Source organism: Flavobacteriales bacterium, from assembly GCA_020435415.1.
In the GTDB taxonomy this organism is placed as follows: Bacteria; Bacteroidota; Bacteroidia; order JACJYZ01; family JACJYZ01; genus JACJYZ01.
Map to the genome: position 1 here is coordinate 1 of JAGQZQ010000001.1, position 24542 is coordinate 24542.

The following is a 24542-nucleotide window of genomic DNA, read 5'->3' on the forward strand; positions in this document are numbered from 1 at the left end:
GCAGATTCAATAAAAAAACTGGGAAGTAAAACTTTCCCGGTTTATCATATCGTTCGAACTGCCTCCTGCCAACTGCCTCCTGCCTACTCTAACTATTCTTCCGCATACTGAGGTGGCGGCGGCGCTTCCTGGTAAGCCTGCTTTTTCGGCTTCAGCTTGTCCGGGAATATCACGTTGATCAGTTCATTTGATTTGGTAACGCGTGTTTTGGAGATGCCGTTCTCTACGACCGCATCGATGTTGTATTTGTAGTCCCTGTCTATCTTCTCATAGGAATTATCCACCAGTCTGAGAAACATTCCGGTGACCTTTCCGCCTTCTACCACAGCCTTTCCTGAATAGCAATTGATGATGGTTTCTGTCAGGCCGGTTTCTTCATCATATATGTTTTTCCTGATGGAGATGATCGCATTTTCATATTCACCGTCGGGGACGGGTTCGGATCCTCTTTTTTCAAACAGGACCGCCCATTTGGTGAAGCAGTCAGAATCCGCCTGGGCCCATGCGCCTGCATACGTACCCAGTGCCAACAACAGGGAGAAACAAATTTTTTTCATGAATTTTGCTCTGTATTTTGATCCTTTACCTAACTCTATTCTACATTCTACGCGGTATCACTCTCTATACTCCGCGGCAAGCGTCAAAGTTTCAATTTAGCCAATTATTGTGATACCTCCAAATACAGTTAATTACAAATGCCGGGCCATTCCATCTCATTGTGCACTTTCTGCTTTCGAAATGGCCTTATCCGGACTCTTTGGTTTCAGCTTTCCGGAAAAGATCACGTTGATCAGCTCTCCTTCTTTCGTCACAATATTCCGGGTCATTCCGTTCTCTATGGTTGCGTCCTGATTGAAATACTTGAATTTCCTATCCAGCTTCTCATAGGAATTATCTACCACCTTGATGAAGATCTCACTCACCTTGCCTTCCAATACGGTGGCTTTCCCTGAATAACACTTGGTAACGGTTTCCATGATGTAGTCATCTTCGGATCGTTTCACCTTGGACCTGATGGTCACGATCACATCATTGTATTCGCCGTCCTCCACATCATATGCACCTCGATCCAGAAATACCTGCTCCCACTGTTGAAAACAATCCAGGTCATCCGGGTTCTGAGAGCTTACAGGTTCGGACATTCCCATCAGGAAGAGCATGCATGTGCATGCACCTATGATATGCTTGATGACTTTCACGAAAAATTTAGTTAAGCGCGTTCCAATACATTTCCTTACGGAAACGTAGCCCAATATAGAGAATGCAGTTTCTAAACACAATACTGCAACTTCGTTTTTATTAACTTTGCCTTTACAAAATCGACCAAACTTACCATGGACTCCATAAAAACTCATTTTGAGGAAGCAAGGGCTTTACTGGATGATTTCCTTGCATCCGGGGGCGTGGCGAAAGTTGGTGAAGTAATAAGTCTGATGTCCGCCTCTCTTAAAGGAGGTGGTAAGATCATGACCTGCGGAAACGGTGGCTCCATGAGCGATGCGATGCACTTTGCCGAAGAGCTTACCGGCCGGTTCCGCGAAAACAGAAAACCTATGGCCGCCATGGCCATCTCCGATCCCGGACACCTTTCATGTGTGGCCAATGACTACGGATATGAAGAAGTATTTGCAAGGGCGGTGGAAGCCCTGGGCAAACCCGGTGATGTGCTGCTGGCCATCAGCACCAGCGGTCAATCTCCCAACATATGCAAGGCAGCCGAACAAGCCCGCTCCATGGGAATGAAGGTGGTCGCCCTGACCGGAAAGGACGGTGGAAAACTTGCCGGCCTCTGCGATATAGAGGTTCGCGTGCCCCACAACGGATATGCAGACCGTATCCAGGAAATGCACATCAAGATCATCCATGCCGTGATCGCCGGGCTGGAGGATATTTGGTGATGTGTGATGTGTGATTTGGTGAGGTAAAATGCCTCAATGCCGACCAAATGTTACACGGGTGATTTTCGGTAGAACATTGGTCCACCACACAACGACCTTCCGGTAATTTTACCCAAAAATGCTTGTTAAGACCCATGGCAGTGCCGTTCACGGGGTGGATGCCATCACCATTACCGTGGAGGTGAACGTGGATACCGGCGTGAACTTTTTCCTCGTCGGCCTGGCAGACAGCGCCGTGAAGGAGAGCCACCAACGCATCGAAGCCGCCCTCAAGAATGTGGGCTACCGGATTCCCGGAAAAAAAATTGTGATCAATATGGCACCGGCAGATATCCGCAAGGAAGGCGCCGCCTACGACCTGACCCTGGCCATCGGTATCCTGGCTGCCACTGGCCAGATCACACACAACGAAGTGGACCGATTCATCATCATGGGAGAGCTGTCCCTCGACGGTGGACTCAAACCCATACGCGGTACGCTGCCCATCGCCGTGCAAGCTTTGAAAGAAGGCTTCCGGGGCATCATCCTCCCGGAAGACAATGCACGCGAAGCATCCATCGTGGAAGGCCTGGAGGTATACGGCGCCCGGAATATCCTTGATGTGATCGGATTCTTTAACAACACGCAATCCGGCATGCAGGCCATCACCTGCCGGCCTGAAGATTACCTGAGCCAGAACACACACACCTCCGACGCCGATTTCTCAGATGTGAAAGGCCAGGAGAACATCAAGCGGGCGCTGGAGATCGCAGCCGCCGGCGGACATAACATCATCCTCATCGGTCCACCCGGCGCCGGTAAAACCATGCTGGCAAGAAGGCTCCCCACCATCCTCCCGCCCCTGGACCTGACCGAAGCACTGGAGACCACCAAAATACATTCCGTGGCAGGACGCCTGCCCACCGGCACACCGCTGATCACCGAACGCCCCTTCCGCGCTCCACATCACACGGTCAGCGATGTGGCCCTGGTCGGCGGTGGCAGCTATCCCCAACCCGGAGAGATCTCCCTCGCACACCATGGCGTCCTCTTCCTCGATGAACTCCCCGAATTCAAACGCGCCGTGCTGGAAGTCATGCGCCAGCCCCTTGAGGAACGCATGGTCACCATCTCCCGGGCACGCGTCAGCGTAGACTACCCCGCCAGCTTCATGCTGGTCGCCTCTATGAATCCCTGCCCCTGCGGTTTTTACAACCACCCCGACAAAGACTGTGTGTGCGCCCCGGGCATCGTACAGAAATACCTGAACCGCATCAGCGGCCCCCTCCTCGACCGCATCGATCTGCACGTGGAAGTGACACCCGTGAACGTATCCGAACTTTCCGAAGATCGCATCTCAGAGAAAAGTGCCGCCGTACGGGAACGGGTCATCGCCGCCCGCAGGATCCAGGAGGAACGTTTTGCATCTTCCGCCGGCATCCACTGCAATGCCCAGATGTCTTCAAAACAGTTCAGAAAAGTCTGCCGGGTGGATGAGGAGGGAAAACAACTCCTCAACAAGGCCATGGATAAACTCGGACTCTCCGCCCGCGCCTATGACCGCATCCTGAAAGTAGCCCGCACCATTGCCGACCTGTCAGGCAGCGCGGACATCAGAACGGAACACCTGTCAGAAGCAATCCACTACCGGAGCTTGGATAGGGAAGGATGGGCGGGGTGATTTGTTAATGTGGTGATGGGGTGATGTGGTGATGTGGTGATTTGATGATTTGATGATTTGAAAATGTGATGATGTGGTGACCTGCCGGCCGATGCCAATGCCATTACAGGGCAGGCGGGCCTGCCAGCCGAAGCGTTGGGCCGTTGCACCGGAAGGCTGGCCTGCCAGCCGAAGGGTAGGGCTGTTACGTTGGAAGGCTGGTGGGTGATGCGGTGAGGTGGTGATGGGGTGATTTGATAATGTGACAATTTGAAAATGTGGTGATGTGTTAATGTGACGATTTGAAAATCTGAAAATGGTTTGAGCACATGGTATATAAATGAAAGACCATCCTGAATAAATGCCTAAATTATCGGTACGGATTAAACGTTCACTCGCTTAAATCAGCGATAGCGAGGGAGGCTTATTTAAGAAATAAAGCAAAAATTTAAATAGCATAGACTCCTAATAAATTATTTAGCGAAATACTTAATCAACGTCATTCTACACTTAATGTCCCCCCCACATTCTTTACACATGTCAAAACCAACAATCGCACGTAATCACTAAACTTCAAGCCTACCAAATCATTGATTTCCCGGAGACCATTCAGCAAAACTTGTTATCAAAAAAAGGGACTAACCTCACCGGCCAGCCCCTTCACATAATTAAGAATGAAGAGTTAAGAATGAAGTTGAATCAGAATTTCATCACCTTCATCCTGTCTTGGTTCGGAGAATTTACCCTTGACCCGCTGATTCAACAGGAATATTCAACCGCTTAGTCGGTATGGCAAATGAAACACGCGTTCCCCGGGGCTTTCCGGAATCATCGTGCAGATCCTCGATCAGAAAGTTGCTGTGCGTGCCCAGCATGCGATGGATCAGTTCCAGGCGACTGGTGGTGATTTCTTGTCCGGCAGAATCGTGGTTACCGCCACCACCAAACACCATGGCCTTCTTACGACCAATGCCATTGTCCTCCACCGTACATTGCAGTTGTCCGTCTTGTGGTACGATGGATACCTGAACCAATCCTCCGTCATTTTTATGATGAATACCATGTTTAATCGCATTCTCTATGAAGGGTTGCATTAACATGGGCACCACCTCCAGGTCGGCGGTGTTGATCCGGGAATCAACGTTCATCTTAAACTCATGTTTACCCCGGTAAGGCAGCAGTTCAAGTTCTGCATACAGCCGCATGGATTCCAGTTCTTCATCCAGGGGAACAAAACTGGTACGGGCATGGTTCAGGGTTTGGCGCATGAGGCGCGCAAATTTGGTGAGATAAGAGGTGGCCTCGTCCTTATCATTAGTCATTGTAAAACGCTGGATGGAGGTGAGCGCATTAAAGAAAAAATGTGGATTGATCTTCAGCTGCAAACTCTTCTGCTCAAGGTCGAGGTTGGCTTTATCCAATTCCGAATTCTTGATGTAGCTCTCCAGTCTGTTTGAAAGAATGACATGGTGACCGAACAGACAAATGACCATGGTGACCAGCACATTCACAATCCCTACCACGGAGTCTGCTGATTCAGGCGCCCAGATCGCGTTCACAACAAAAAAAACAATGCCCGTGATGAGGATGGTTGAGACACCGATCTTCCTGTTTGTCGGAAGAAAAGTAATAAAGGCCATTTGCAATTGCATGATGTCGATCTGGTAGTAACTGTCTAATCCACCGGTTCGGGCGGAAACCACAGCCAGGGGAACGACATTGATGATGATGGCGCCAGAGAAAAGCTCCTGAAAATACTTCATGATCCCCCTCCGCCACAAGAAGGACAAACACATTCCAACAACCGAATAAGCGAGGATACCTGCCCTGAACCACACCAGGTGTGCATGGGCTTCGTCAAGCAGACCGAGGTCGGCGTATGCACCCATGATATTCAGAAGTATTCCGATCACACAACAAATTCTGAACGGCACCAGAATGCGTTGCCCTGTTTCGACCCAGTACTTCTTTTCGAGCGTTTGATTGGAGGATTCCCGGAGCATCAGATGTTCTGCGGCAGACCTTTCCGCGACCTAATCCTGTACCCGTTCCTGGGCATCTTCGTGTACTTTCATCAATTCAAGAAAGCGTGTCTTCTTTCGACGGGAAATTTCCACCTTGCTGCCGTCGCACATTTCCACGAGATCAACTTCGCCTTTGATGAACTTCCTTACGTAGTTCAGATTCACCAGGTGTTTCTGATGAACGCGATAGAATGAATAAGCATTGAGAATATCTTCGTAAAAGCCCAACGTTCTTGATATCATGTAACGCTCATTGTCTGTCAGATAAAAGGTACTGTAATTGCTATCCGCCTCCACCCGGATGATCTCACTGGCCTGGGTAAATATCATCCCCTGGTTGTTACTCAGAATGAGTCGGCCTTTTTTCTTTTCCGACGGCTGATCATCGGACGGTGACTGTTGGCTAATTCTCTCCATCGCCTTGCACACCGCCCTGACCAATTCCTGTTCATCAACAGGTTTCATCACGTAATCCACCGCGTGCGCTTTGATGGCCCGGATGGCATAATGCTCAAACGCTGAAATAAAAATGGTTTAATAAAATTGATCGGAGGTCATGTTCAGCACATCAAAACCACTGCCTCCCGGAAGTTCCACATCGGTAAGTACAAGGTCAGGGGATTTACTGCGAATAAGCTTTACTCCTTCTTCTGAATTCCGTGCAATTCCCGCCACCTTCAGGTCGGTGAAATTCTTATCTAAAATATGCTGTATTACTTCAGCCGCTGCCGGCTGATCTTCAATAATGACACAATAAACCATACTTTGTTCTGCATTAAGAATGGCAGGCACTTACGAAAGGATTGACTTCACCTCCTGATACCCAAATAATAACGTACACCTGCTTGATGAACGTATACCGAGCCACAAATGTACGATTGGTGGGCCATACGGACCAATAAATCCACAAATAAATGTGATACGCACAGGTTAAACTTGCGTAAAACTTTTTTCACCCAGAAACTTCCCGGAAACGTTTTATTTGATCCGGAGTTCCCTTCTTATTACCGCAATCCCAGGACGTAAAACGGAACAATTACCCGAAAAGAATTTGGTTACAAGGGCAAATACACCTGGTATTTTGGCCGTCATTGAGGCTTAAATTCAAGGTAAAAACACCTATTGCGTGTTGTTAATCTTACCTTGACCACATGATTCAAAGGTGAAATTAATACAACTTCAACTTATTAACATTCAACTAATTAAATCAATAACACCTCACCTCAGGGCTCTAACATTTACATATAAAAAGATTTGACCCGTGTTGTTGCGTTTTGTAAACTTGCTCTATTGATTTGATGAGCTTACGGCTTAAAGAAATGCATCCGATGGCCTCCGTGTAACACTTTTCGATTTTTATCTTAACATTATAAAACGAACTCCCATGAAGAGAACAAGGGTTTATCTTGCGGTATCGGCGGTGATGATCATGGCTGCTTGTAGCAAGGAAAAGGAACAGCAGCAAGGCATCACTGAATCGCAAGCTGCCGAGGTGGTAAGTGCGAGCGTATCCAAAGATTACGGCGGTTTGAGCTGGGAACTGAGAAGCCTCACCCAACGTTTGGTTTTCCCTACAAAGAAAAATGGTACAGAAGCCGTGACCGTATTCGCCCTGTGTGATACGACCATCACCGACACCATTCAACATTCTGCTTCAGGACTTAACATCAGCTGGGACTTCTACCTGGACTATGCCAACTCATATGTTTGCAACCCAAGTCAGGATTTGCAAACCGTGCAACTGGTAACCAACAAAAGCGGAAATTATACCGGTCCGCATTTGTCTTCTGCATACCAATGCAACGCTGACTGGTCCGTTTCTAACCTGGAGCCAGGTCTGACCGATGTACTTTTCAATGGTAAACTTCACAGGAACGGTGACCACACCCTGACCGATGACAACGGCAATTCTTTCTCTGCCAAAGGCTCCATCGATCTGGATGTAAATAACGTTTCAGTAACCCGCTTCCTGGGTATGACCCAAAGTGGTACTGCCAATCTGGTTCTGACTGGTAGCAATTCCAACGGTGTATCATACAACTACGTTGGTAGCATTCAGTTCCTTGGCAACCATAAAGCCACCCTTACCATCAACGGAAATACATACAACATTACCGTCTGGTAAGAACTGACCATACCTTACAACTGAAAAGGAGCCTTGAATCAAGGCTCCTTTTTTATTTCCATCCACCCGGTAAAGGGAATCAGAAGCCCTATATCGGGCTTTTTTTGTTATTGAGAATCAACCATGTAAGTCAAAATCAAAACACGGACACTTCCTAATCCGCTTCTGTTTTGGGTTGAATCGCCCTCATTTCTTACCGAATCTTTGTGCAGTAGTCAACCAAAACACCATTGATATGAAACAACTCTATACTGCACTGGCTGCCCTTTGCCTCAGCCTTACTTCCCAGGCACAACTCAATGTGCTTTATGTTGTAGACACGGATATTGACTCCGCAGGCAATGCCAATCTTACCACCGCACTGACCAACAGCGGACACAACTTCACCACATTTGATGCTGCAACAATGGTCGCCAGTCCCACTTTTGCAACCGACATGTCCGGCATCGACCTGGTGATCTGGTATACCGGCAGCAATGGAGTGGACCTCCAGTTGTGGGGAGGAATGGATACCATCAACCAGGAGTTATACCAATACCTTAATAGCGGCGGTGCACTCTGGGTCATCGGAAACGATTTTCTTTACGACCTCTATGATGCGCCACCGGTATACTTCAATTCTACCGATCAGGCTGCTGTTCTTTTCGGCATCGACAGCTACGATGTGCAATCTTACGGAAACGACAGCAATGAGGGCGTACCACAAATGGATCTTGCGTCCGGTCATACCATTACAGATCAAACCCCTCTGACATTCGTGTGGTCTACCCTATGGTGGGGCGACGGGGGCACTCCCGCTGCAGGTACGCAGGTGGTTTATGAAATGGGGCCAGGTACCTACACCCTGAGCGGATACCCTTCAGCCACCTATTTTGATAACGGAACCTATCAGGTGCTTGCCTATTATTTTAATGCCGCCATGCTGAATACGCAGGGTGCCGTGGATGAAGCCGTAAAAGATGTACTGGATTATTTTCAGACTGTGGGCATCAAAGAAGAGGCATCCAAAATCCGCTTTCACGCATACCCCAATCCGGTCCGGGATCAATTGACCATCACCTGGGAATCTCAGACACATGTTCAACAAATCCGTTTGATCGACAACACCGGACGGCTGGTTATAGATAAAACCTGCTCGCCCGGAACCGTATCCCAAACTTTGGATATGTCCGCACTTCCCGCCGGGGTTTACCATGTCAGTGTAAGTGACACTGACGGTAACCAAAGCGGGCATCATATTGTCCGCTAGCATCCGGACGAAACGTTACCTCCCTCCATGCCAATCGTTGCGCGGGAATGTTCCCTATACCACCTTCTACACTGAACATTCCCGCGCAACACTTTTTTTCCAGGCAAAAATTCCACGACTCATTTACTGTTAATTTCAAGAAAAAATCCCTAACCTTGGATGAGTTGAATTCAAAATTTACCGTGAATGAATTACTGGCTTGTAAAATCAGAACCATCAACATACGCCTGGGAACAACTGCTTAAGGATAAAAAAACATGCTGGGATGGGGTGCGAAACTATGCCGCCAGACTGCACCTGATGGACATGAAGAAAGGCGATGTTGTTTTGTATTATCATAGCAATGAAGGCAAAAACATTGTAGGCATAGCCAAAGTTCAGCGGGAACATTACCCTGACCCCACCACGGATGACGACCGATGGGTGGCAGTGGATCTCGTTCCGGTAAAAAAAATGAACGAGCCGATAGGACTTGACGCTGTGAAAGCGGAAGTTAAGCTCAAGGATATTGCGCTTGTGCGCATCGGCAGGTTGTCTGTCATGCCAATCAGGAAAAAGGAATTTGACGTCATCCTTAAAATGGGCAAGACCACTCTTTAGGTATTAAACGGGGTGTTCCTGTGGTGCTTTTCGGATGACAATAAACCAAAACCCACCACCATGAAACAATATCTCTGCATACTGACCTGCTCACTCTCCTTGTGTGCACTCACATCCCATGGCCAGATCACGCTCGATTCCACTGTTGTTTCAGAAGAAGTGATCGCCACCAACCTTGACGTCCCGTGGGAAATCCTCTGGGGTCCGGACGACCTCATATGGTTTACGGAAAGGGATGACGGTCGCGTTGGAAGGGTAGACCCGGAAACAGGCATCCGCGACACACTGCTGGTTATATCCGACGTATATCACACCAGCGAGTCCGGATTATTGGGCATGGCGCTTCATCCGGACTTTACAAATCCGGATTCTGCATTTGTTTACCTGGTGTATACTTACTACAATGGATCCAGCATACGTGAAAGGCTGGTACGCTACCGTTACCAGAACAATGCATTGATAAACCCGGCCATCCTGATCGATAACATTCCAGGAAATGGCAATCACAATGGTTCCAGGCTCATGTTCGGGCCGGATGGTAAACTTTACATGACCACCGGAGATGCTCAGAACACCTCCAATCCTCAAAACCAGAACACCGTTGCCGGAAAAATACTTCGCATTAATACGGATGGCAGCATTCCCAGCGACAATCCGGATAACGGAAGTTATGTATGGACCTTCGGACACCGTAATCCACAAGGCCTGGTGTGGGCATCCAACGGTATTTTATACAGTTCCGAGCACGGCCCGAACAATGATGATGAAATCAACATCATCTCAGTCGGTGAAAACTACGGCTGGCCAGATGTGGAAGGTTATTGCAATTCAAGTCCGGAAATCACATTTTGCAACAACAACAATGTTGTGGAACCCATCCGTGCCTGGACACCCACCATTGCCCTGGCAGGACTCGACTATTATGACCATGAGGCCATTCCGGAATGGCAAAATTCGCTGCTCCTCGTTACCCTTAAAAGCGATGACTTCAGGGTATTCAAACTGAATGCAGCCGGAGATACGATCCTTTCCGAAGTGATCCACCTCAATGATGATTATGGAAGACTCCGCGACCTCTGTATCTCTCCTTCCGGTGATATTTATATTTCCACCAGCAACAGGGACGGGCGTGCCAACAATGGGTTTCCCATTTCAGCTGATGACAGGATCATCAAGCTGTATAATGCCAATTACTCCCCCACCGGCATTCCAACAGGAACCCATCGTGCTTCTTCCTACAACCTATTCCCTAACCCTTCAACGGGCAGACTGAATATCAGAACCAATGGCGCGACCAACCGTGAGCATACGATTGAGATCATGGATTCCGTGGGACATGTTGTAAAGGAATCATCGTGGACAGGGCAGCAAGGCTACATGGATGTGAGCACACTTCCGCCGGGTGCATATCTCTACGTAATCACGGCCGAGGACGGGCGGCGCGATGCAGGCAGGTTTGTCTTGGTAAAGTAACGATAATGGTTGTTCCCTGCGCTGTCATTCGATTGTGTCACAATCGCAACACCACTGTTTGTAAGATGCTGAACCATTTCCCGAATTTACCGTAAGAACACCTATTATTTTGGCACCCTGTATCAATCATTGAACTTCAGGGGCGTGTGGTATTTAATGCACCAATCCTTGCAAAAACCTGCTTATGAGTGAAGATATCCTCCGCTCCCTGATGCAACTTTTCGCCGTTATCGCCAAGCAGGATGACGGGCTTACGGAAAAGGAACGATCCTATGTACGCGGATTTCTCGAGCAGGAATTGCCCCAGGAAATGGTGGAGGAATATTTCCAAATGTTCGAAAACCTGGCAGCGGATGAAGCCGAAGGTGCGGATGGAAAACCTAAAAAAAGAAAGCTCACTTCCGTCGGTGATTCGGTAAGAACGATCGGTATCTGTAAACAGATCAATAGTGTTCTTACCCAAAAGCAAAAGGTGATCGTACTGGTGCGCCTGTTCGAATTCGTAAGCTCCGACCGCAATTTCTCCGAACAACGCATGGCCATTATTGATATGGTGGCCGGTGTATTCAACATCAGCAATGAAGAATTCAAGCTGATCCAGTCTTTCATTACGCATGATGAGCCCTCTCAACTCAACGAGCACTTTCTGCTCATCATCGGTTACAATAGGAACCAACCCGGTAAGCAGGTCAAATTCATCAACTATGAGCCGCTGCGCAATGCAAGTCTCATCATCCTGAAAGTACCGAGCATCAATCTGTATTTTCTGAGGTTCATCGGCTTCGAGGATGTTCGTTTGAATGACATGACCCTGCGAAATGATCGCATTTATCTTTTTGCAAACAGCAGTACCATCCGCTCTTCCAACAGCCGTCCCATTTATTTTAATGACGTGACCTCCCGCTTCCTGGAGGGGTTTACATCGATCAAGCTTTCTTATGCGGTAGACCATGTGAACTTCCGTTTCCCGAACGGCAAAATAGGTTTACATGACATTAACCTGACGGAGGGCCCTGGCAAACTAGTGGCCATCATGGGATCCAGCGGTGCAGGTAAAACCACTTTATTGAATGTGCTTTCCGGAATCGAAAAACCGTCATCCGGTGAGGTCAGGATCAATGGTATCAACATTCACCATGAGAGCAAGCGCATTGAGGGAGTGATCGGGCTTGTACCTCAGGACAACCTTCTGATTGAAGAACTCACGGTTTATCAGAACCTGTACTTCAACGCACAACTTTGTTTCCGTGACCTCACCCGTAAGGAGATCCGTAAAAAGGTAGACAATGTATTGGAAAACCTGGGGTTGACGGCCGTAAAGGATCTCATTGTAGGAAATGAACTGAATAAGGTGATCAGCGGCGGGCAACGCAAAAGGCTGAACATCGGTCTTGAACTTATCCGTGAGCCATCTGTGCTGTTCCTGGATGAGCCTACATCCGGACTGTCGTCACTGGATTCTGAGAATGTCATGGATCTCCTGCGTGAGTTGACCCTGAAAGGTAAATTGATCTTTGTGGTGATCCATCAGCCTTCATCAGAGATTTATAAAATGCTGGATAAGATCCTCTTTATAGACAAAGGCGGACACCTCATTTACTACGGAAATCCCGTTGAAGCTGTTTCCTACTTCAAGGAGCAGGATCATCAGATCAATGTCAAACCGGACCTGTCAACCATCCGGCCGGATGAGATCTTCAGTATTGTTGAATCCAGGGTTGTGAATGAATACGGTGAACTGACGGACCAGCGCAAGATCACACCGGAAGAATGGGAGTCCCGCTTCAGGGCTAAAGTAGAACCGGAACCGATCACCGAAGTGGATGAAAATCCTCCCAAGGAATTTTATGTACCTGCCAAACTCAAACAGGCACTTATCTTTCTGAAACGCGACCTCTTCTCGAAACTCAGCAACCGGCAATACCTCCTGATCACTATGCTGGAGGCTCCCCTGCTGGCGTTGTTCCTGTCGTTTATCGTCACCTACATCGACAACCCCGACACAAGTCAGTACATCTATCGCAACAATGAGAATATACCGGCCTATATATTCATGACCGTGATCGTTTCTCTCTTTGTAGGTCTGATCGTAAGTGCTGAAGAACTTTTTAAAGACCGGAAGATCCTTCAGCGTGAAAAATTCCTTCACCTGAGCAGAAGCTCCTACCTGCTGTCCAAGATCATGATCTTATTCAGTATATCCGCCCTGCAAGCATTAATGTTCGTATGGATTGGCAACAGCATTATCGGGATCAAGGGAATGTTCTGGGAGTACTGGTTAATGGTCTTTACGCTGTCTTCCCTCGCCAATCTCCTCGGTCTGAACCTTTCTTCTGCGATGAATTCTGCGGTGGCCATTTACGTGATCATTCCCCTGCTGATCATTCCGCAAATGATACTCGGTGGCGCCATGTTCAGTTTTGAGAACCTGAACCGCGCGATTGGCGGGGGCTACCGTGTTCCGTTGATTGCCCAGTTCATGCCTGCCAGATGGGGATATGAAGGATTGGTGGTGAATCAGTTTGTGAACAACAGATATCAAAAACTCTTCTATGAAGTAGAAAAGAAAGAAAGTCAATTCGATTTCAAGCAAAGCTATTTTGTAACGGAGATCACCAGGATACTGGATCAATCCGAGAAACAGATCAATGAAGGTATCGCTGATCAGCAGACACAAAGCCTGCTCAATGTCGCCAGGAATGAGATCAACCTGGAGGTTATCTCCAACCCAAAGCTGAAAGCGGTTGACCTCAGCGGCCTTGACATTGATAATTACAAGCCCGCTTCGTTCGAGACTGCACGTTCCACGCTGGAAAAAATAAGCGCTGAGTACACACTGGCCTACAATTCCCAGATCATGAGGAAGGAATTGATTCTGAGCAACCTCTCAGCCAATACCGAAAAGGATTCCCTGTTAAAAAAACTTCGCGACGATTATTACAATGATTATCTGGCGGATGTGGTCAAGAAGCGTTTTGCCAAATACAAGGTGGTGATCCGGAATGAAAGACTGCTGCAGGTCAACGACCCCATATACCGCGATGCCAGGGCGGAGACCGGATACTTCTCCGTTTCAAGTCCCTTCTTTACACCCAAAAAGCACCTCTTCGGCACCCTCACGGATACATTTTACTTTAACCTGGTAGCCTTATGGGCACTTACGCTGTTCCTTTACATCACCCTCTATTATGAGTGGCTGAGAAGGCTGGTGCAATTTTTTGAAGGATTCCGCATGGGCCAGCGAAGCCCGGTTTTGCCGAAGACGACAAGGACATCCGTTGCAGGCACTTCTGCGAATCCTGAGACCGAAGCTGGAAAACATGAATAATTTCTTACTTTCACTGTCCGGTCAAAACGTGAACGTTATGATGAGAAGAATAATAATGTGCTGTTGCGTGGTATATCTGGCAGGATGTTCCGGTGGGGACGACGGACAGGTGACGGCCCAGCTGGATTCCCTTATTCAAAACATGGATATAGACACCAGCACTATTTCCAATGATGTGGTGGATGATATCGTAAAGACGGTGCCTTCTCCCCTGGTGATGTCGTCATTTCTGGAATCCACCGGCGCCCAGTTCAGTCAGACTTTACTGCATGATCTGGACATGTCGGATGATTATGCTTCCGCATTTGAAATGGCCAGCAATCTTGGTGTATATGGTGCGGATCTGGGATACATCAATGTATACAAGAAGAACCACATCGCGGTGGAATACCTGAATGTGATAAAAAGACTGGCCGACGGTCTGAAAGTAGGTCAGTTCTTCGATTTCAAGACAATGAAACGCATGACCTCCAATCAGGACAACCTGGACTCGCTGATCAACATTACCACCAGGGGATTTGAGGATATGGACTCCTACCTGAAGGATAAAAACCGTGGTGTGATAAGCGCACTGATTCTTTACGGCGGCTGGACGGAAGCTTTGTACATTGCCACACAAGTCATTTCTTCCATGCCCGATCCACCGGAAGACCTGATGGACCGGATCGGTGAGCAGAAAATGGTATTGGATAACCTTGAAGCATTGTTGTCCGTATATAAACAGCAACCCTATTTCCAGGAGTTGCTGACCAAGATGGCTCCCATGAAGGAGGCATTCGCAGGCGTGGAAATTAGTGTAGAAGAAGCAGAATCAACATTAGAAGAAATTGATGGGGTCCTTACCGTGGTCGATCACAGTAAGAGCAATGTGGCTATCACACCGAACCAGTTTAACGGTATTACAGTGGCCATAAAAAATATCAGAACCCATTTAACAAAGCAAGCGCCATGAAGAAAGCCCTGATCATTTTGTTATGCGGACTTGCAGCAATCGTATTATTACCGTCAAGTACCAACGGTACATGTGATTCAAAAAAGCTGAACCAGCAGTGTGCTGCTTTGATGGACAATTTCTCACTGGTCAAATTCTTCAATATTACGGATGCGGATGTCAAGAAGGAATATGCCTACATGTTCAATAAAAGCACCACTTACCTGATTAATATTTGTGACGAGAACAGTGGGGATGCGCGTATGATCGTGAATATTTACCGGGGAAAACAGCTGATCGCAAGCAGCTTTAGTCAGAAGAGCAAGAAGCACTATTCAAAGATCGCCTTCCCCTGCACAGCCACCGGAATTTACCACATCAAATTCTCATTTGATTACGGTGCCGCTACTTGTGGTGTGGTTTCGCTGGGATTCAAGAACAGGTAGTCAGGCGGAAAGGGCAGAAAGGAATTCGCCCTGAAACATTCATTCAAGTATATATCTCAACCCGATACCTGCCTGGAGCAATGGCTTACCCGGGTTTTCCCATAACTCCACATAACCTGTCACATCCACAAATACATTAAGCGGTACTCCGGCAAATGTATAATCAATGCCCGCCACGAGATCCACGCCCATGTCTTTCTCAACCGCTGTTGCATTCCAAACTTCCTGTTTGTTTTGTTTGGCAACAACATCATAATATGACACGTCGTATTCGTACCAGATTGAGAAAAACCTCATTTGTCCGCCACCACCGTAATACCATTGTAACCAGGTTCCGAGTTCACGGTAGCGGAGGTAATGCAATTGCAGACTGTAGCCGTAATTTTTTTGGGAGTCCCGGTAGGTATAATCATTAAAGCCCCGCCATCTCTCAAAGTTCTTTTCATAATAGTGATAGAGTCCGGCAAAGGAGGCAAGGCCGGCGCTGAACTCGAAGGCATGATCCGTACGCTTGTCAATGACCGTAAGGCCAAATGGATCACCTGCCCTTATGCCTATTGCATATTGGGCTTGGATCGGATCGATGGATTTATTCTGGGCCACAGCTATAGTGGTACTCATACCTAATAAAAGGCATGCAAGGGCAAAGGACTTTCTCATGGTTTATCTACACTCTGTTCAGGAGCAGGCAATTTACAGAATCACATCAAGAAGTCCAAAGCTGTTGGACGTGATCCTGTTCCCCTGTTGGTTCAACTGTCCCGAATTGGGACAGTTACAAGATTCTCCATAAAACGTAATCAACTGAATTAAAAACAGTTAATATAAATTATCCGTTATGGAATGGAGCTTGCCTTAAGGAATGGCATGAGGTCACCCTTACATAAGCAACCGTCCGCACCCGTCTTCGTCGTCACGAACAACGAGTTCATTCTTTCCTGTGTAAAGAAACTGATCGCTTCCATCCGTGGATTTACTTTCGGTGGAAGCGCGGTTGCCCTGGATGACCTTTACCAGCAGCTGGAGTCCAGAGAAACGGGCATTGTCATATTGGATGACCGACTTCTGACAGCACATCAGGAAATGAAATTACAGGAACGAAATCAGGAGGGACGGATTCCCGCCATCCTGCTGCTGTCTTCAGAACCAAATAAAGCACACTCCAGTTACCTGGCCCATTCCGGAATTTCAGCGGTTCTTAATAAATCAGAACTTTTTGAGAAACTGGAAGAGGCGCTGGGGCAAGTGAGAAAGTCAAATCATCCACATAAATCCGCCGACAAAATCAGCCTGGATCTCCCTCCTCAATAGCTTTCGAGTGGTTGGCGTGCCGAGCAAGGCAGGAATGTTCTCAGGAGCATTCCTGCTTAGCTTGCTTTACCATGACAATGTTTGTATTTCTTTCCGCTACCGCAGGGACATGCATCATTTCTTCCAACTTTTTTCTCTACCCTGACCGGTTCTGCCTTCGGGGGCGCCTCAACCGCAGCCTCCGCTACTGCTGACTGTCCATGTGACGGCATTCCCTGAGACTGCAACCCTTCAGGGCGACTTTCCTTCAGGTTAACTTCTGTCTGTCTTGGTGGCGGTGGTGCCTGGGCCATGGCGGTATCCTGAACGGGCAGGTTGCCCTGAAACAGGAAGGAGACCACATCACGGTTGACGCGGTCCAGCATTTGTTTGAATAATTCAAATGATTCGAGTTTGTAGATCAACAGGGGATCTTTCTGTTCGTACACTGCATTCTGTACGGATGATTTCAGGTCATCCATTTCACGCAGATGCTCTTTCCACTCCTCATCGATCAACCCAAGTACCGTTCCTTTTTCAAATGCACGAATCAGTGTTTTACCTGAAGATTCATAAGCTTCTTTCAGATTGCAAACGATCTGTAAGGTCTTTATGCCATCGCTGAATGGCACCACGATATTTTCATACTTATCTCCGTTATTCTCGAACACATCCTTGATCACCGGGAATGCTTTTTGGGCAAGCACGGTGGACTTTTCTTCATATCGTCCCCAAACATTCTCATACAATTCCGAAGCCAGTTCATCAGGCTTGCTCTGCAGGAATTTTTCTTCACTCCAATCTACTTCGGCGAAGAGTACCCTTAAAAGTTCCAGCTTAAAGCCTTCAACATCCCTATATCCCTGGTATTCATCAATGAGGCTTAAGCAAACATCATTGACCATATTGGAAATATCTACGGACAGCCGCTCCCCGAAAAGGGCATGGTGTCTTCTTTTGTAAACCACTTCACGTTGTGAGTTCATCACATCGTCATATTCAAGCAGTCTTTTCCTGATCCCGAAATTATTCTCCTCTACTTTTCTCTGCGCTCTTTCAATGGATTTGGTGATCATGGAATGCTGAATAACTTCTCCTTCTTCCAGCCCTAGACGATCCATCATTTTTGCAATGCGTTCCGAACCAAAAAGCCGCATCAGGTTGTCTTCCAGAGACACGAAAAATTGTGATGATCCCGGATCACCCTGTCTGCCGGAACGACCGCGAAGCTGCCTGTCCACCCTTCGTGAGTCATGGCGTTCTGTCGCCACAATGGCCAATCCACCGGCATCCTTCACACCGGGTCCCAGTTTGATATCCGTACCACGACCTGCCATATTGGTGGCAATGGTTACATGCCCGGCCAAACCGGCTTGCAAAACCACTTCGGCTTCCTTCTGGTGAAGCTTGGCATTCAGCACGCTGTGTGTAATGTTTCTGATCTTCAGCATGCGGCTTAACAATTCCGATATCTCAACGGATGTGGTACCAACAAGTACCGGACGACCCGCCTTGGTCAGCTCTTCCACCTCTTCGATGACCGCATTGTACTTTTCACGTTTGGTCTTGTAAACCTTATCCTGCATGTCCTTTCGCTGGATCGGGCGGTTGGTGGGGATCACCACAACATCCAGCTTGTATATCTCCCAGAATTCACCAGCTTCCGTCTCCGCGGTTCCGGTCATACCGGCCAGCTTGTCATACATTCTGAAATAATTCTGCAGGGTAATGGTGGCATAGGTTTGCGTGGCGGCTTCAACCTTCACATTTTCCTTGGCTTCGATGGCCTGGTGTAATCCGTCAGAATATCGACGTCCTTCCATGATCCGGCCTGTCTGCTCATCCACGATCTTCACCTTTCCATCCATGATGACATACTCCACATCTTTCTCGAAAAGGGTATATGCCTTCAGCAACTGGTTGAGGGTGTGAATACGTTCGCTTTTCACGGTGAAGTCCCTCATCAGCTCCCCTTTTTTCTCTGCCCTGGCCTGATCCGGAAGAGAAGCCTTCTCCAGTTCGGCAATCTCTGAACCCACATCCGGCATGATAAAGAAGTTGGAATCCTCACCCGAGGCTGTGATCAGGTCAATTCCTTTTTCGGTAAGCTCAATGGTGTTGTGTTTTTCGTCGATCACAAAAAACAATTCCTGATCCACCTTGTGCATTTCCTTGCCCTGATCCTGCATGTAGAAATTTTCGGTGCTGACCAGGGTTGATTTGACGCCGGGTTCACTCAGGTACTTGATAAGGGCTTTATTCTTTGGCAGTCCGCGATGGCATCGCAGCAGGGCCATGCCGCCTTCTTTCTCATTCTCCTTGCCTCCGGCCTGCAGTAATTTCTTAGCATCGGCAAGGGCAGTGTTGATGTAGGCACGTTGTGCACTCACCAACTTTTCCACACGCGGTTTAAGGTCATGGAACTCATGTTTGTCCGCTTTAGGAATCGGGCCTGAAATGATCAGGGGTGTTCGGGCATCATCCACAAGAACGCTATCGACCTCATCCACGATGGCGAAGGCATGATCCCTTTGTACCAGGTCACCGGGCGAATGTGCCATGTTGTCCCGCAGATAATCGAAACCGAATTCATTGTTTGTTCCGTAGGTCACATCTGCGCGGTAAGCTTTTTTACGTTCTTCCGAATTGGGCCTGTGCTTATCGATACAGTCCACCTTCAGACCATGAAACTCAAACAGGACACCCATCCATTCGGCATCCCGTTTGGCAAGGTAATCGTTCACCGTCACCAGGTGTACACCATTTCCGGTAAGTGCATTCAGATAAACGGGCAATGTAGCCACCAGTGTTTTACCTTCACCGGTTGCCATTTCCGCGATCTTACCCTGATGCAGAACAATGCCGCCTATGAGCTGAACATCGTAGTGAAGCATATCCCAGGTAACCTCGTTCCCGGCAGCAATCCACTTGTTGGCATACACTGCTTTGGAGTCTTTGATCTCCACACTGGATCTGGCAGCAGCCAGGTCGCGGTCCATGTCCGTAGCGGTAACTTCAATGAAGGGATTTTCCTTAAACCGTCGTGCTGTTTCTTTGATCACCGCAAAAGCTTCCGGAAGAAGCGCATCCAGTTCTTCACGGGTTTGCACCTTGATTTTTTCCTTGAGGCTGTCAATATCATCGTATCGCTTTTCCCTTTCTTCCACCGACAGTGTTTCGGGGCCGTTTAATGCCTTTTGATGTTCTTCTATGCCTTCCCTCATGGGGCGGGTGGCTTCACTCAGGCGTTGTCTGAACTCCACGGTCTTGGCACGGAGTTCGTCGTGACTGATACCCTGGAGCGTACCATACACTTCATTGATTTTTTTCACCAGGGGTTCAACTTCCCGAATATCCCGGTCAGATTTATTTCCGAGAATGCCCTTTAAAATATTACTAACGCTTCCTAACATGATTTCCTTGAACTAAGTCTACTAAGGTCTTGCAAAGTAAAGCAATTTAGCTTCAAAATGCGGACCATATGACACAATCGGGTATTGTGTCAGTCCGGGCCGGACCTAAGGGCAGGATAATAAAAAAAAGGGCTGTCTATATGACAGCCCTTCTGAATGCTTGTTCGGCCTATGCCTAGTATTCATCTTCATTAAAGAAAAAGTCTTCTTTGGATGGATAGTCAGGCCAGATTTCTTCGATGCTTTCGTAAATCTCCCCTTCATCTTCGATCTCCTGAAGATTTTCTATTACCTCCAACGGTGCGCCGGACCTCATGCCATAATCAATCAGCTCGTCCTTCGTAGCCGGCCACGGAGCATCTTCCAGGTATGAAGCAAGTTCTAGTGTCCAGTACATTTCTTTCTTCTTTTTTTGTATTCAAAATTGCTTAACGCAAAAACACGCAAATGGTTAGCCCGGAATTAAAATAAATCCGGGCCGGCAAATGTAAAAATTTCTATGAATGATGGAAGTCATTTTACGACGATTTTGCTAACATCGGCCTAAGCCTTTGTAAACCAATGGAATTAAATAGACGGGGATTAATCAGTCTTGTTGCATTCTCGGTTTCCAGGGAATCTCATCCACCTGCAATTTTCTGGTCCAGTCCCTGCTCAATACAAACAAGTAGTCGGACAACCGGTTAAGGTAGGCCAGGATCACTTCCTTATGAGAGAACTCTTCGGTAATGGCCACGGTGGCGCGTTCGGCCCTTCTGCAAACACAGCGGGCCAGATGACACCATGAAACAGAAACATGTCCTCCCGGCAAAACAAACGACTTCATAGGTTCCAGTTCGGCTTCCATGTTGTCGATCTCCTTTTCGAGTACCTCCACATCGACCAGGTTGACACCCGGGAGGTGTAGATTTTTTTTTGAAAGATCCGTTGCCATATGTGAACCGATGGTGAACAGTCTGTCCTGAATTTCCAGCAGGATGGCCTTCTGATCCGTGGCCACGTCCTGATCCCGCAGCATACCCATCATGGAATTCAGTTCATCCACCGTACCGTATGCTTCGATCCGATCATGTGACTTCGGAAGGCGGCTTCCACCGAACAGGCTGGTCATGCCTGTGTCCCCTTTTTTGGTGTATATCTTCATGCGATATGCTTGCGTTCACTTACCTTTCTGATGTTCGAATTTTGTTGATCCGTTTCGATCAGACCATCACGCAAACGAATGATGCGATGTGCATGTTCAGCAATGTCTTCTTCGTGGGTCACAAGTATGACCGTATTGCCTTTGCTATGGATCTCTTCAAATAAACCCATGATCTCAATGGACGTTTTTGTGTCCAGGTTTCCGGTGGGTTCATCCGCCAAAATGATGGATGGCCTGTTGACCAAGGCCCGTGCCACAGCCACTCTTTGTCTCTGACCTCCGGAGAGCTCATTGGGTTTATGATTGGCCCGATCGCTCAAGCCAACGTCCGCCAATACTTCGGTCACTCTCCGGATGCGCTCCTCTTTCTCAACACCGGCATAGACCAGGGGCAAGGCCACATTCTCCAGGGTGGTATAGCGTGGCAACAGGTTGAACGTCTGGAATACAAACCCGATCTCCTTATTGCGGATCTCCGCCAGATGGTTATCTGAAAGGCGGCTGACATCGGTGCCGTTGAGTATGTAAGATCCTGAAGTAGGTGTATCCAAACAGCCAAGAATGTTCATCAGGGTAGATTTCCCGGATCCCGAAGGCCCCATGAGGGCGACATAATCATTTCGGTAAATGTCCACAGAGACCGATTGCAATGCCTTGACAAGCTCGCTTCCCAACACATAATGTCGTGCAATCTGACGAAGAGCAATGATGGTTTCCATAATCTTTTCTACAGGCATTTTTCAGGCCTGAACAGTCAAAGTTAATAAAAGATGGCGGTCCGGATACGGTCAATACCTCAACACAAAATGTTCCTTGGTTTGCTCTTTTCTGAAGAACAATATACCCATGTGAAACAGATCGAGTGAAACGGTCACCCGACTATCTTCCCTCAGCTCGTTCCATGCCGCCTCCATCCCGGGGGACCAGTGTATGTCATGAAAGACCAATACCGAATGTTCCTGAACATGCGGCATACATGCTTCAAAGTATTTCATCGTTGGCTCGTAACGATGGTTACCATCTATAAAAGCCAGACCCAATCCGGAAATTTCAGCGAGTGCATCGGGTAATGTCTCCGAGAATTCACCGATACCTATTTTGGCATTCAATTTCAACTTTTCAAAAGTCTCCTGTGCAACAGAAGCCGTTTGGGGACAACCTTCCAGGCTGATCATTTTTGCATCAGGACATGCACTGAAAAGATAGGCGGAACCCATTCCAAGAGAAGTGCCGAGTTCCAGAACAGAATCCGGCTGAACGAAGCGTACCAAGCGGTAGAGCAATTTCCCCCAACGTTCAGGCATGGCACTGTGTGTTAGTATATCTCTGACCTTTCTTTCATGATTACCCATCTGTCCGGAACCCGCACCGAAATCAGCGATTCTGATCATACGGTTATCGTACTTCAATTCATTGCGGCGTACCCTGATCTCATCAAATATGTAGAAATGAGACCGGTTCCTGATCACCTCTTCGATAAACCGGTAAACGAAAGGGGAATGAATGCCATGTCTGGTCCTGGCTTTAGACAGATAACGGATGTATTTGGCGACGGCATTCAATTGATCCATAATCGGAAATACGTACCGGAACTCCGGTACGATTTTCACCCGGTCAGAAATCCAGGCTAAGTGAAAGGTAAAACACTGGTTTTGATATCTCCCCATCTTCAATCCCCCAGGCCCAATCCGTTCTCAGGAAGTAACCCCAAACCCTGGCGCGTAGTCCGGCACCGTATCCGGCAACGATTGGCTCAATCTGCCGAAACAATGAAACGGTCACGGGCTTTTGGTAGATGGTTTTTGTATTCAAAGAATTGTCATTGGAGTATGGTGTTTTACCGGTCCAGGCTGTACCGATATCCCCGAAGGCAACCACCTGGAAGTTGTATAGAAAATCAGACTTGATGGGTCGCGTAAAGAAATAACGGAAGACCGGTATCCTGACTTCAGAGTTCAGCGCTGTAAAGCTTACCCCGTTTCTTACACCCTGGATAAAGCCCCTCATGTTGGTTGCCAATGTCTGGAAAACATACGGCTGACTGTAATCAATAGGAATGTCATTGTCAAACTTCGGGAACAACCAGTTGTCTACCCCACCCAGGTAATAGATCAGCTTTTGAGTTCCCATGGAAGTACTTGCACCGAAATGGTTGGCCCAAATGATCTCCCTGTGCAATTTCATATAATGCCTGAAATCCGCCCCGACCACAAAAATCCGTTGGTCCGTGGGGTTTAACCGTGCGATCACATCACCGCGCAGACTGCCCATGATGTCCAGGTTATTGTAATATTCTCCCCATATCTTCCACCTGCTTCCCAGCAACAGGTTCAGCCCTTTGCTTCGGGTGTTGTCAAACACCAGTTCCGAACGAATCCCCGCACGGTTGGTATTGATATTACCCACCTGCAAACTTCTGAAGTCAACGGCCTGGAACGCATTTCTATCATTCCTGTACACAAAAGTGAAACGTGCACTCAGCACTTCATTAAAGGGCCAATTCAAACGATAACTCAGCTCATGCATATGTGACCTCACCCTGGAGATATCTGATCCGAGAAGGAACGACTGACGATGAAATATGAGCTGCTTATCCAATCTGCCTTTCAGATTCTCGAAACTGAGCATGTATTCATTGCTGCTAAAATCTCCGGACAACCTGAACCCTCCGGTGATTTTATAATCTTCCATCACATCGGAAATTCCGAATTTAAACAGGGCATTCAGGTCAGACATATAGATCGCACCTCCTCCGGTAAATGTCTGGTAGTTCGAATTCAGGAAATTATTGTCGAGCTGGCTCACCAACTGGTTGACATAAAAGGTGCGCTCATAATTTCGCTGTATCGGCAATTTAAATTCCTTTCCATCGGCATCAGTGCTGTCTGCTGCTGCCGTCACTTGTTCCGGTTCTTCAGACTTCTCTTCCTTCTTATCTTTCTTACCTCTGTCATTCATGAAATCATAATTACTGATATTCAC

General features: G+C 47.7%; 22 protein-coding genes. 10 read left to right on the forward strand and 12 right to left on the reverse strand.

The window, feature by feature from the left end; translation table 11 throughout:
* Positions 1–92 precede the first annotated feature (92 nt).
* Together KDD36_00005 and KDD36_00010 are read right to left on the reverse strand one after the other, a co-directional pair.
* Positions 93–557 (reverse strand): hypothetical protein, encoded by a 465-nt coding sequence (locus tag KDD36_00005; protein ID MCB0395000.1) that lies wholly within the window; start codon positions 555–557, stop codon positions 93–95.
* A 156-nt stretch (positions 558–713) separates the two neighbouring features.
* Entirely contained in the window at positions 714–1199 is a 486-nt protein-coding gene (locus KDD36_00010; protein ID MCB0395001.1) for a hypothetical protein, read from the reverse strand.
* A 135-nt stretch (positions 1200–1334) separates the two neighbouring features.
* On the opposite strand from KDD36_00010, the gene gmhA reads away from it, so the two are divergent.
* Entirely contained in the window at positions 1335–1898 is a 564-nt protein-coding gene (gmhA, locus tag KDD36_00015) for a D-sedoheptulose 7-phosphate isomerase (GenBank protein ID MCB0395002.1), read from the forward strand.
* Positions 1899–2016: 118 nt separating this feature from the next.
* A complete protein-coding gene (locus KDD36_00020) occupies positions 2017–3558 on the forward strand; it encodes a YifB family Mg chelatase-like AAA ATPase (GenBank protein ID MCB0395003.1) in 1542 nt (513 codons plus the stop codon).
* Between the two features lie 719 nt (positions 3559–4277).
* On the opposite strand, the gene KDD36_00025 is transcribed toward KDD36_00020, so the two are convergent.
* Genes KDD36_00025 through KDD36_00035 form a run of 3 tightly spaced genes read right to left on the reverse strand, consistent with a single transcriptional unit; the run spans position 4278 to position 6353 of the window.
* Complete coding sequence (locus tag KDD36_00025; protein ID MCB0395004.1) at positions 4278–5540, reverse strand: histidine kinase; 1263 nt, start codon at positions 5538–5540, stop codon at positions 4278–4280.
* 30 nt (positions 5541–5570) lie between these two features.
* The gene (locus KDD36_00030) at positions 5571–6038 is read right to left on the reverse strand and encodes a response regulator transcription factor (protein ID MCB0395005.1); all 468 of its coding nucleotides are present in this window, start codon (positions 6036–6038) and stop codon (positions 5571–5573) included.
* Positions 6039–6095: 57 nt separating this feature from the next.
* Complete coding sequence (locus KDD36_00035) at positions 6096–6353, reverse strand: response regulator transcription factor (GenBank protein MCB0395006.1); 258 nt, start codon at positions 6351–6353, stop codon at positions 6096–6098.
* 592 nt (positions 6354–6945) lie between these two features.
* Here KDD36_00035 and KDD36_00040 point away from each other — a divergent pair.
* The 7 genes from KDD36_00040 (at position 6946) to KDD36_00070 (ending at position 15713) form a co-directional block, all read left to right on the forward strand.
* Positions 6946–7686: a hypothetical protein gene (locus tag KDD36_00040; protein MCB0395007.1), complete on the forward strand. Its 741-nt coding sequence runs from the start codon at positions 6946–6948 to the stop codon at positions 7684–7686.
* A gap of 235 nt (positions 7687–7921) precedes the next feature.
* The gene (locus tag KDD36_00045; GenBank protein MCB0395008.1) at positions 7922–8935 is read left to right on the forward strand and encodes a T9SS type A sorting domain-containing protein; all 1014 of its coding nucleotides are present in this window, start codon (positions 7922–7924) and stop codon (positions 8933–8935) included.
* 186 nt (positions 8936–9121) lie between these two features.
* On the forward strand, positions 9122–9535 hold the full coding sequence (locus KDD36_00050) for an EVE domain-containing protein (protein ID MCB0395009.1): 414 nt from the start codon (positions 9122–9124) through the stop codon (positions 9533–9535).
* Between the two features lie 60 nt (positions 9536–9595).
* Complete coding sequence (locus KDD36_00055) at positions 9596–11008, forward strand: PQQ-dependent sugar dehydrogenase (protein ID MCB0395010.1); 1413 nt, start codon at positions 9596–9598, stop codon at positions 11006–11008.
* Between the two features lie 184 nt (positions 11009–11192).
* A complete protein-coding gene (locus tag KDD36_00060) occupies positions 11193–14336 on the forward strand; it encodes an ATP-binding cassette domain-containing protein (GenBank protein ID MCB0395011.1) in 3144 nt (1047 codons plus the stop codon).
* 40 nt (positions 14337–14376) lie between these two features.
* Positions 14377–15288 carry a hypothetical protein gene (locus KDD36_00065; GenBank protein MCB0395012.1) on the forward strand — a complete coding sequence of 304 codons (912 nt, stop codon included), beginning with the start codon at positions 14377–14379 and terminating at the stop codon, positions 15286–15288.
* The gene (locus KDD36_00070) at positions 15285–15713 is read left to right on the forward strand and encodes a hypothetical protein (protein ID MCB0395013.1); all 429 of its coding nucleotides are present in this window, start codon (positions 15285–15287) and stop codon (positions 15711–15713) included. The genes KDD36_00065 and KDD36_00070 overlap by 4 nt, the downstream gene beginning before the upstream one ends.
* A 39-nt stretch (positions 15714–15752) precedes the next feature.
* On the opposite strand, the gene KDD36_00075 is transcribed toward KDD36_00070, so the two are convergent.
* On the reverse strand, positions 15753–16373 hold the full coding sequence (locus tag KDD36_00075; GenBank protein ID MCB0395014.1) for a hypothetical protein: 621 nt from the start codon (positions 16371–16373) through the stop codon (positions 15753–15755).
* A 183-nt stretch (positions 16374–16556) separates the two neighbouring features.
* On the opposite strand from KDD36_00075, the gene KDD36_00080 reads away from it, so the two are divergent.
* Complete coding sequence (locus KDD36_00080; GenBank protein ID MCB0395015.1) at positions 16557–17024, forward strand: hypothetical protein; 468 nt, start codon at positions 16557–16559, stop codon at positions 17022–17024.
* A 56-nt stretch (positions 17025–17080) separates the two neighbouring features.
* On the opposite strand, the gene secA is transcribed toward KDD36_00080, so the two are convergent.
* The 6 genes from secA to KDD36_00110 form a co-directional block, all read right to left on the reverse strand.
* A complete protein-coding gene (gene secA, locus KDD36_00085) occupies positions 17081–20416 on the reverse strand; it encodes a preprotein translocase subunit SecA (GenBank protein MCB0395016.1) in 3336 nt (1111 codons plus the stop codon).
* Between the two features lie 175 nt (positions 20417–20591).
* Positions 20592–20813 (reverse strand): DUF2795 domain-containing protein, encoded by a 222-nt coding sequence (locus tag KDD36_00090; GenBank protein MCB0395017.1) that lies wholly within the window; start codon positions 20811–20813, stop codon positions 20592–20594.
* A 189-nt stretch (positions 20814–21002) separates the two neighbouring features.
* Positions 21003–21560: a cob(I)yrinic acid a,c-diamide adenosyltransferase gene (locus tag KDD36_00095; GenBank protein MCB0395018.1), complete on the reverse strand. Its 558-nt coding sequence runs from the start codon at positions 21558–21560 to the stop codon at positions 21003–21005.
* A complete protein-coding gene (locus KDD36_00100; protein MCB0395019.1) occupies positions 21557–22270 on the reverse strand; it encodes an ABC transporter ATP-binding protein in 714 nt (237 codons plus the stop codon). Before KDD36_00100 ends, KDD36_00095 begins: the two co-directional genes overlap by 4 nt.
* 78 nt (positions 22271–22348) lie before the next feature.
* Positions 22349–23170, reverse strand: coding sequence for a class I SAM-dependent methyltransferase (locus KDD36_00105; protein ID MCB0395020.1), 822 nt, complete (start codon positions 23168–23170; stop codon positions 22349–22351).
* 4 nt (positions 23171–23174) lie between these two features.
* The coding region (locus tag KDD36_00110) for a hypothetical protein (protein MCB0395021.1) at positions 23175–24542 on the reverse strand (1368 nt) is incomplete at its 5' end.

Bases quoted from the DNA above. Each gene is read 5' to 3' on its own strand.
- KDD36_00025 (MCB0395004.1), bottom strand. From the start codon at position 5,540: ATGCTCCGGGAATCCTCCAATCAAACGCTCGAAAAGAAGTACTGGGTC.
- KDD36_00005 (MCB0395000.1), bottom strand. From the start codon at position 557: ATGAAAAAAATTTGTTTCTCCCTGTTGTTGGCACTGGGTACGTATGCA.
- KDD36_00040 (MCB0395007.1), top strand. From the start codon at position 6,946: ATGAAGAGAACAAGGGTTTATCTTGCGGTATCGGCGGTGATGATCATG.
- KDD36_00055 (MCB0395010.1), top strand. From the start codon at position 9,596: ATGAAACAATATCTCTGCATACTGACCTGCTCACTCTCCTTGTGTGCA.
- KDD36_00065 (MCB0395012.1), top strand. From the start codon at position 14,377: ATGAGAAGAATAATAATGTGCTGTTGCGTGGTATATCTGGCAGGATGT.
- KDD36_00045 (MCB0395008.1), top strand. From the start codon at position 7,922: ATGAAACAACTCTATACTGCACTGGCTGCCCTTTGCCTCAGCCTTACT.
- KDD36_00080 (MCB0395015.1), top strand. From the start codon at position 16,557: ATGGAGCTTGCCTTAAGGAATGGCATGAGGTCACCCTTACATAAGCAA.
- KDD36_00060 (MCB0395011.1), top strand. From the start codon at position 11,193: ATGAGTGAAGATATCCTCCGCTCCCTGATGCAACTTTTCGCCGTTATC.
- KDD36_00050 (MCB0395009.1), top strand. From the start codon at position 9,122: ATGAATTACTGGCTTGTAAAATCAGAACCATCAACATACGCCTGGGAA.
- KDD36_00020 (MCB0395003.1), top strand. From the start codon at position 2,017: ATGCTTGTTAAGACCCATGGCAGTGCCGTTCACGGGGTGGATGCCATC.
- KDD36_00075 (MCB0395014.1), bottom strand. From the start codon at position 16,373: ATGAGAAAGTCCTTTGCCCTTGCATGCCTTTTATTAGGTATGAGTACC.
- gmhA (MCB0395002.1), top strand. From the start codon at position 1,335: ATGGACTCCATAAAAACTCATTTTGAGGAAGCAAGGGCTTTACTGGAT.
- KDD36_00090 (MCB0395017.1), bottom strand. From the start codon at position 20,813: ATGTACTGGACACTAGAACTTGCTTCATACCTGGAAGATGCTCCGTGG.
- KDD36_00070 (MCB0395013.1), top strand. From the start codon at position 15,285: ATGAAGAAAGCCCTGATCATTTTGTTATGCGGACTTGCAGCAATCGTA.
- KDD36_00095 (MCB0395018.1), bottom strand. From the start codon at position 21,560: ATGAAGATATACACCAAAAAAGGGGACACAGGCATGACCAGCCTGTTC.
- secA (MCB0395016.1), bottom strand. From the start codon at position 20,416: ATGTTAGGAAGCGTTAGTAATATTTTAAAGGGCATTCTCGGAAATAAA.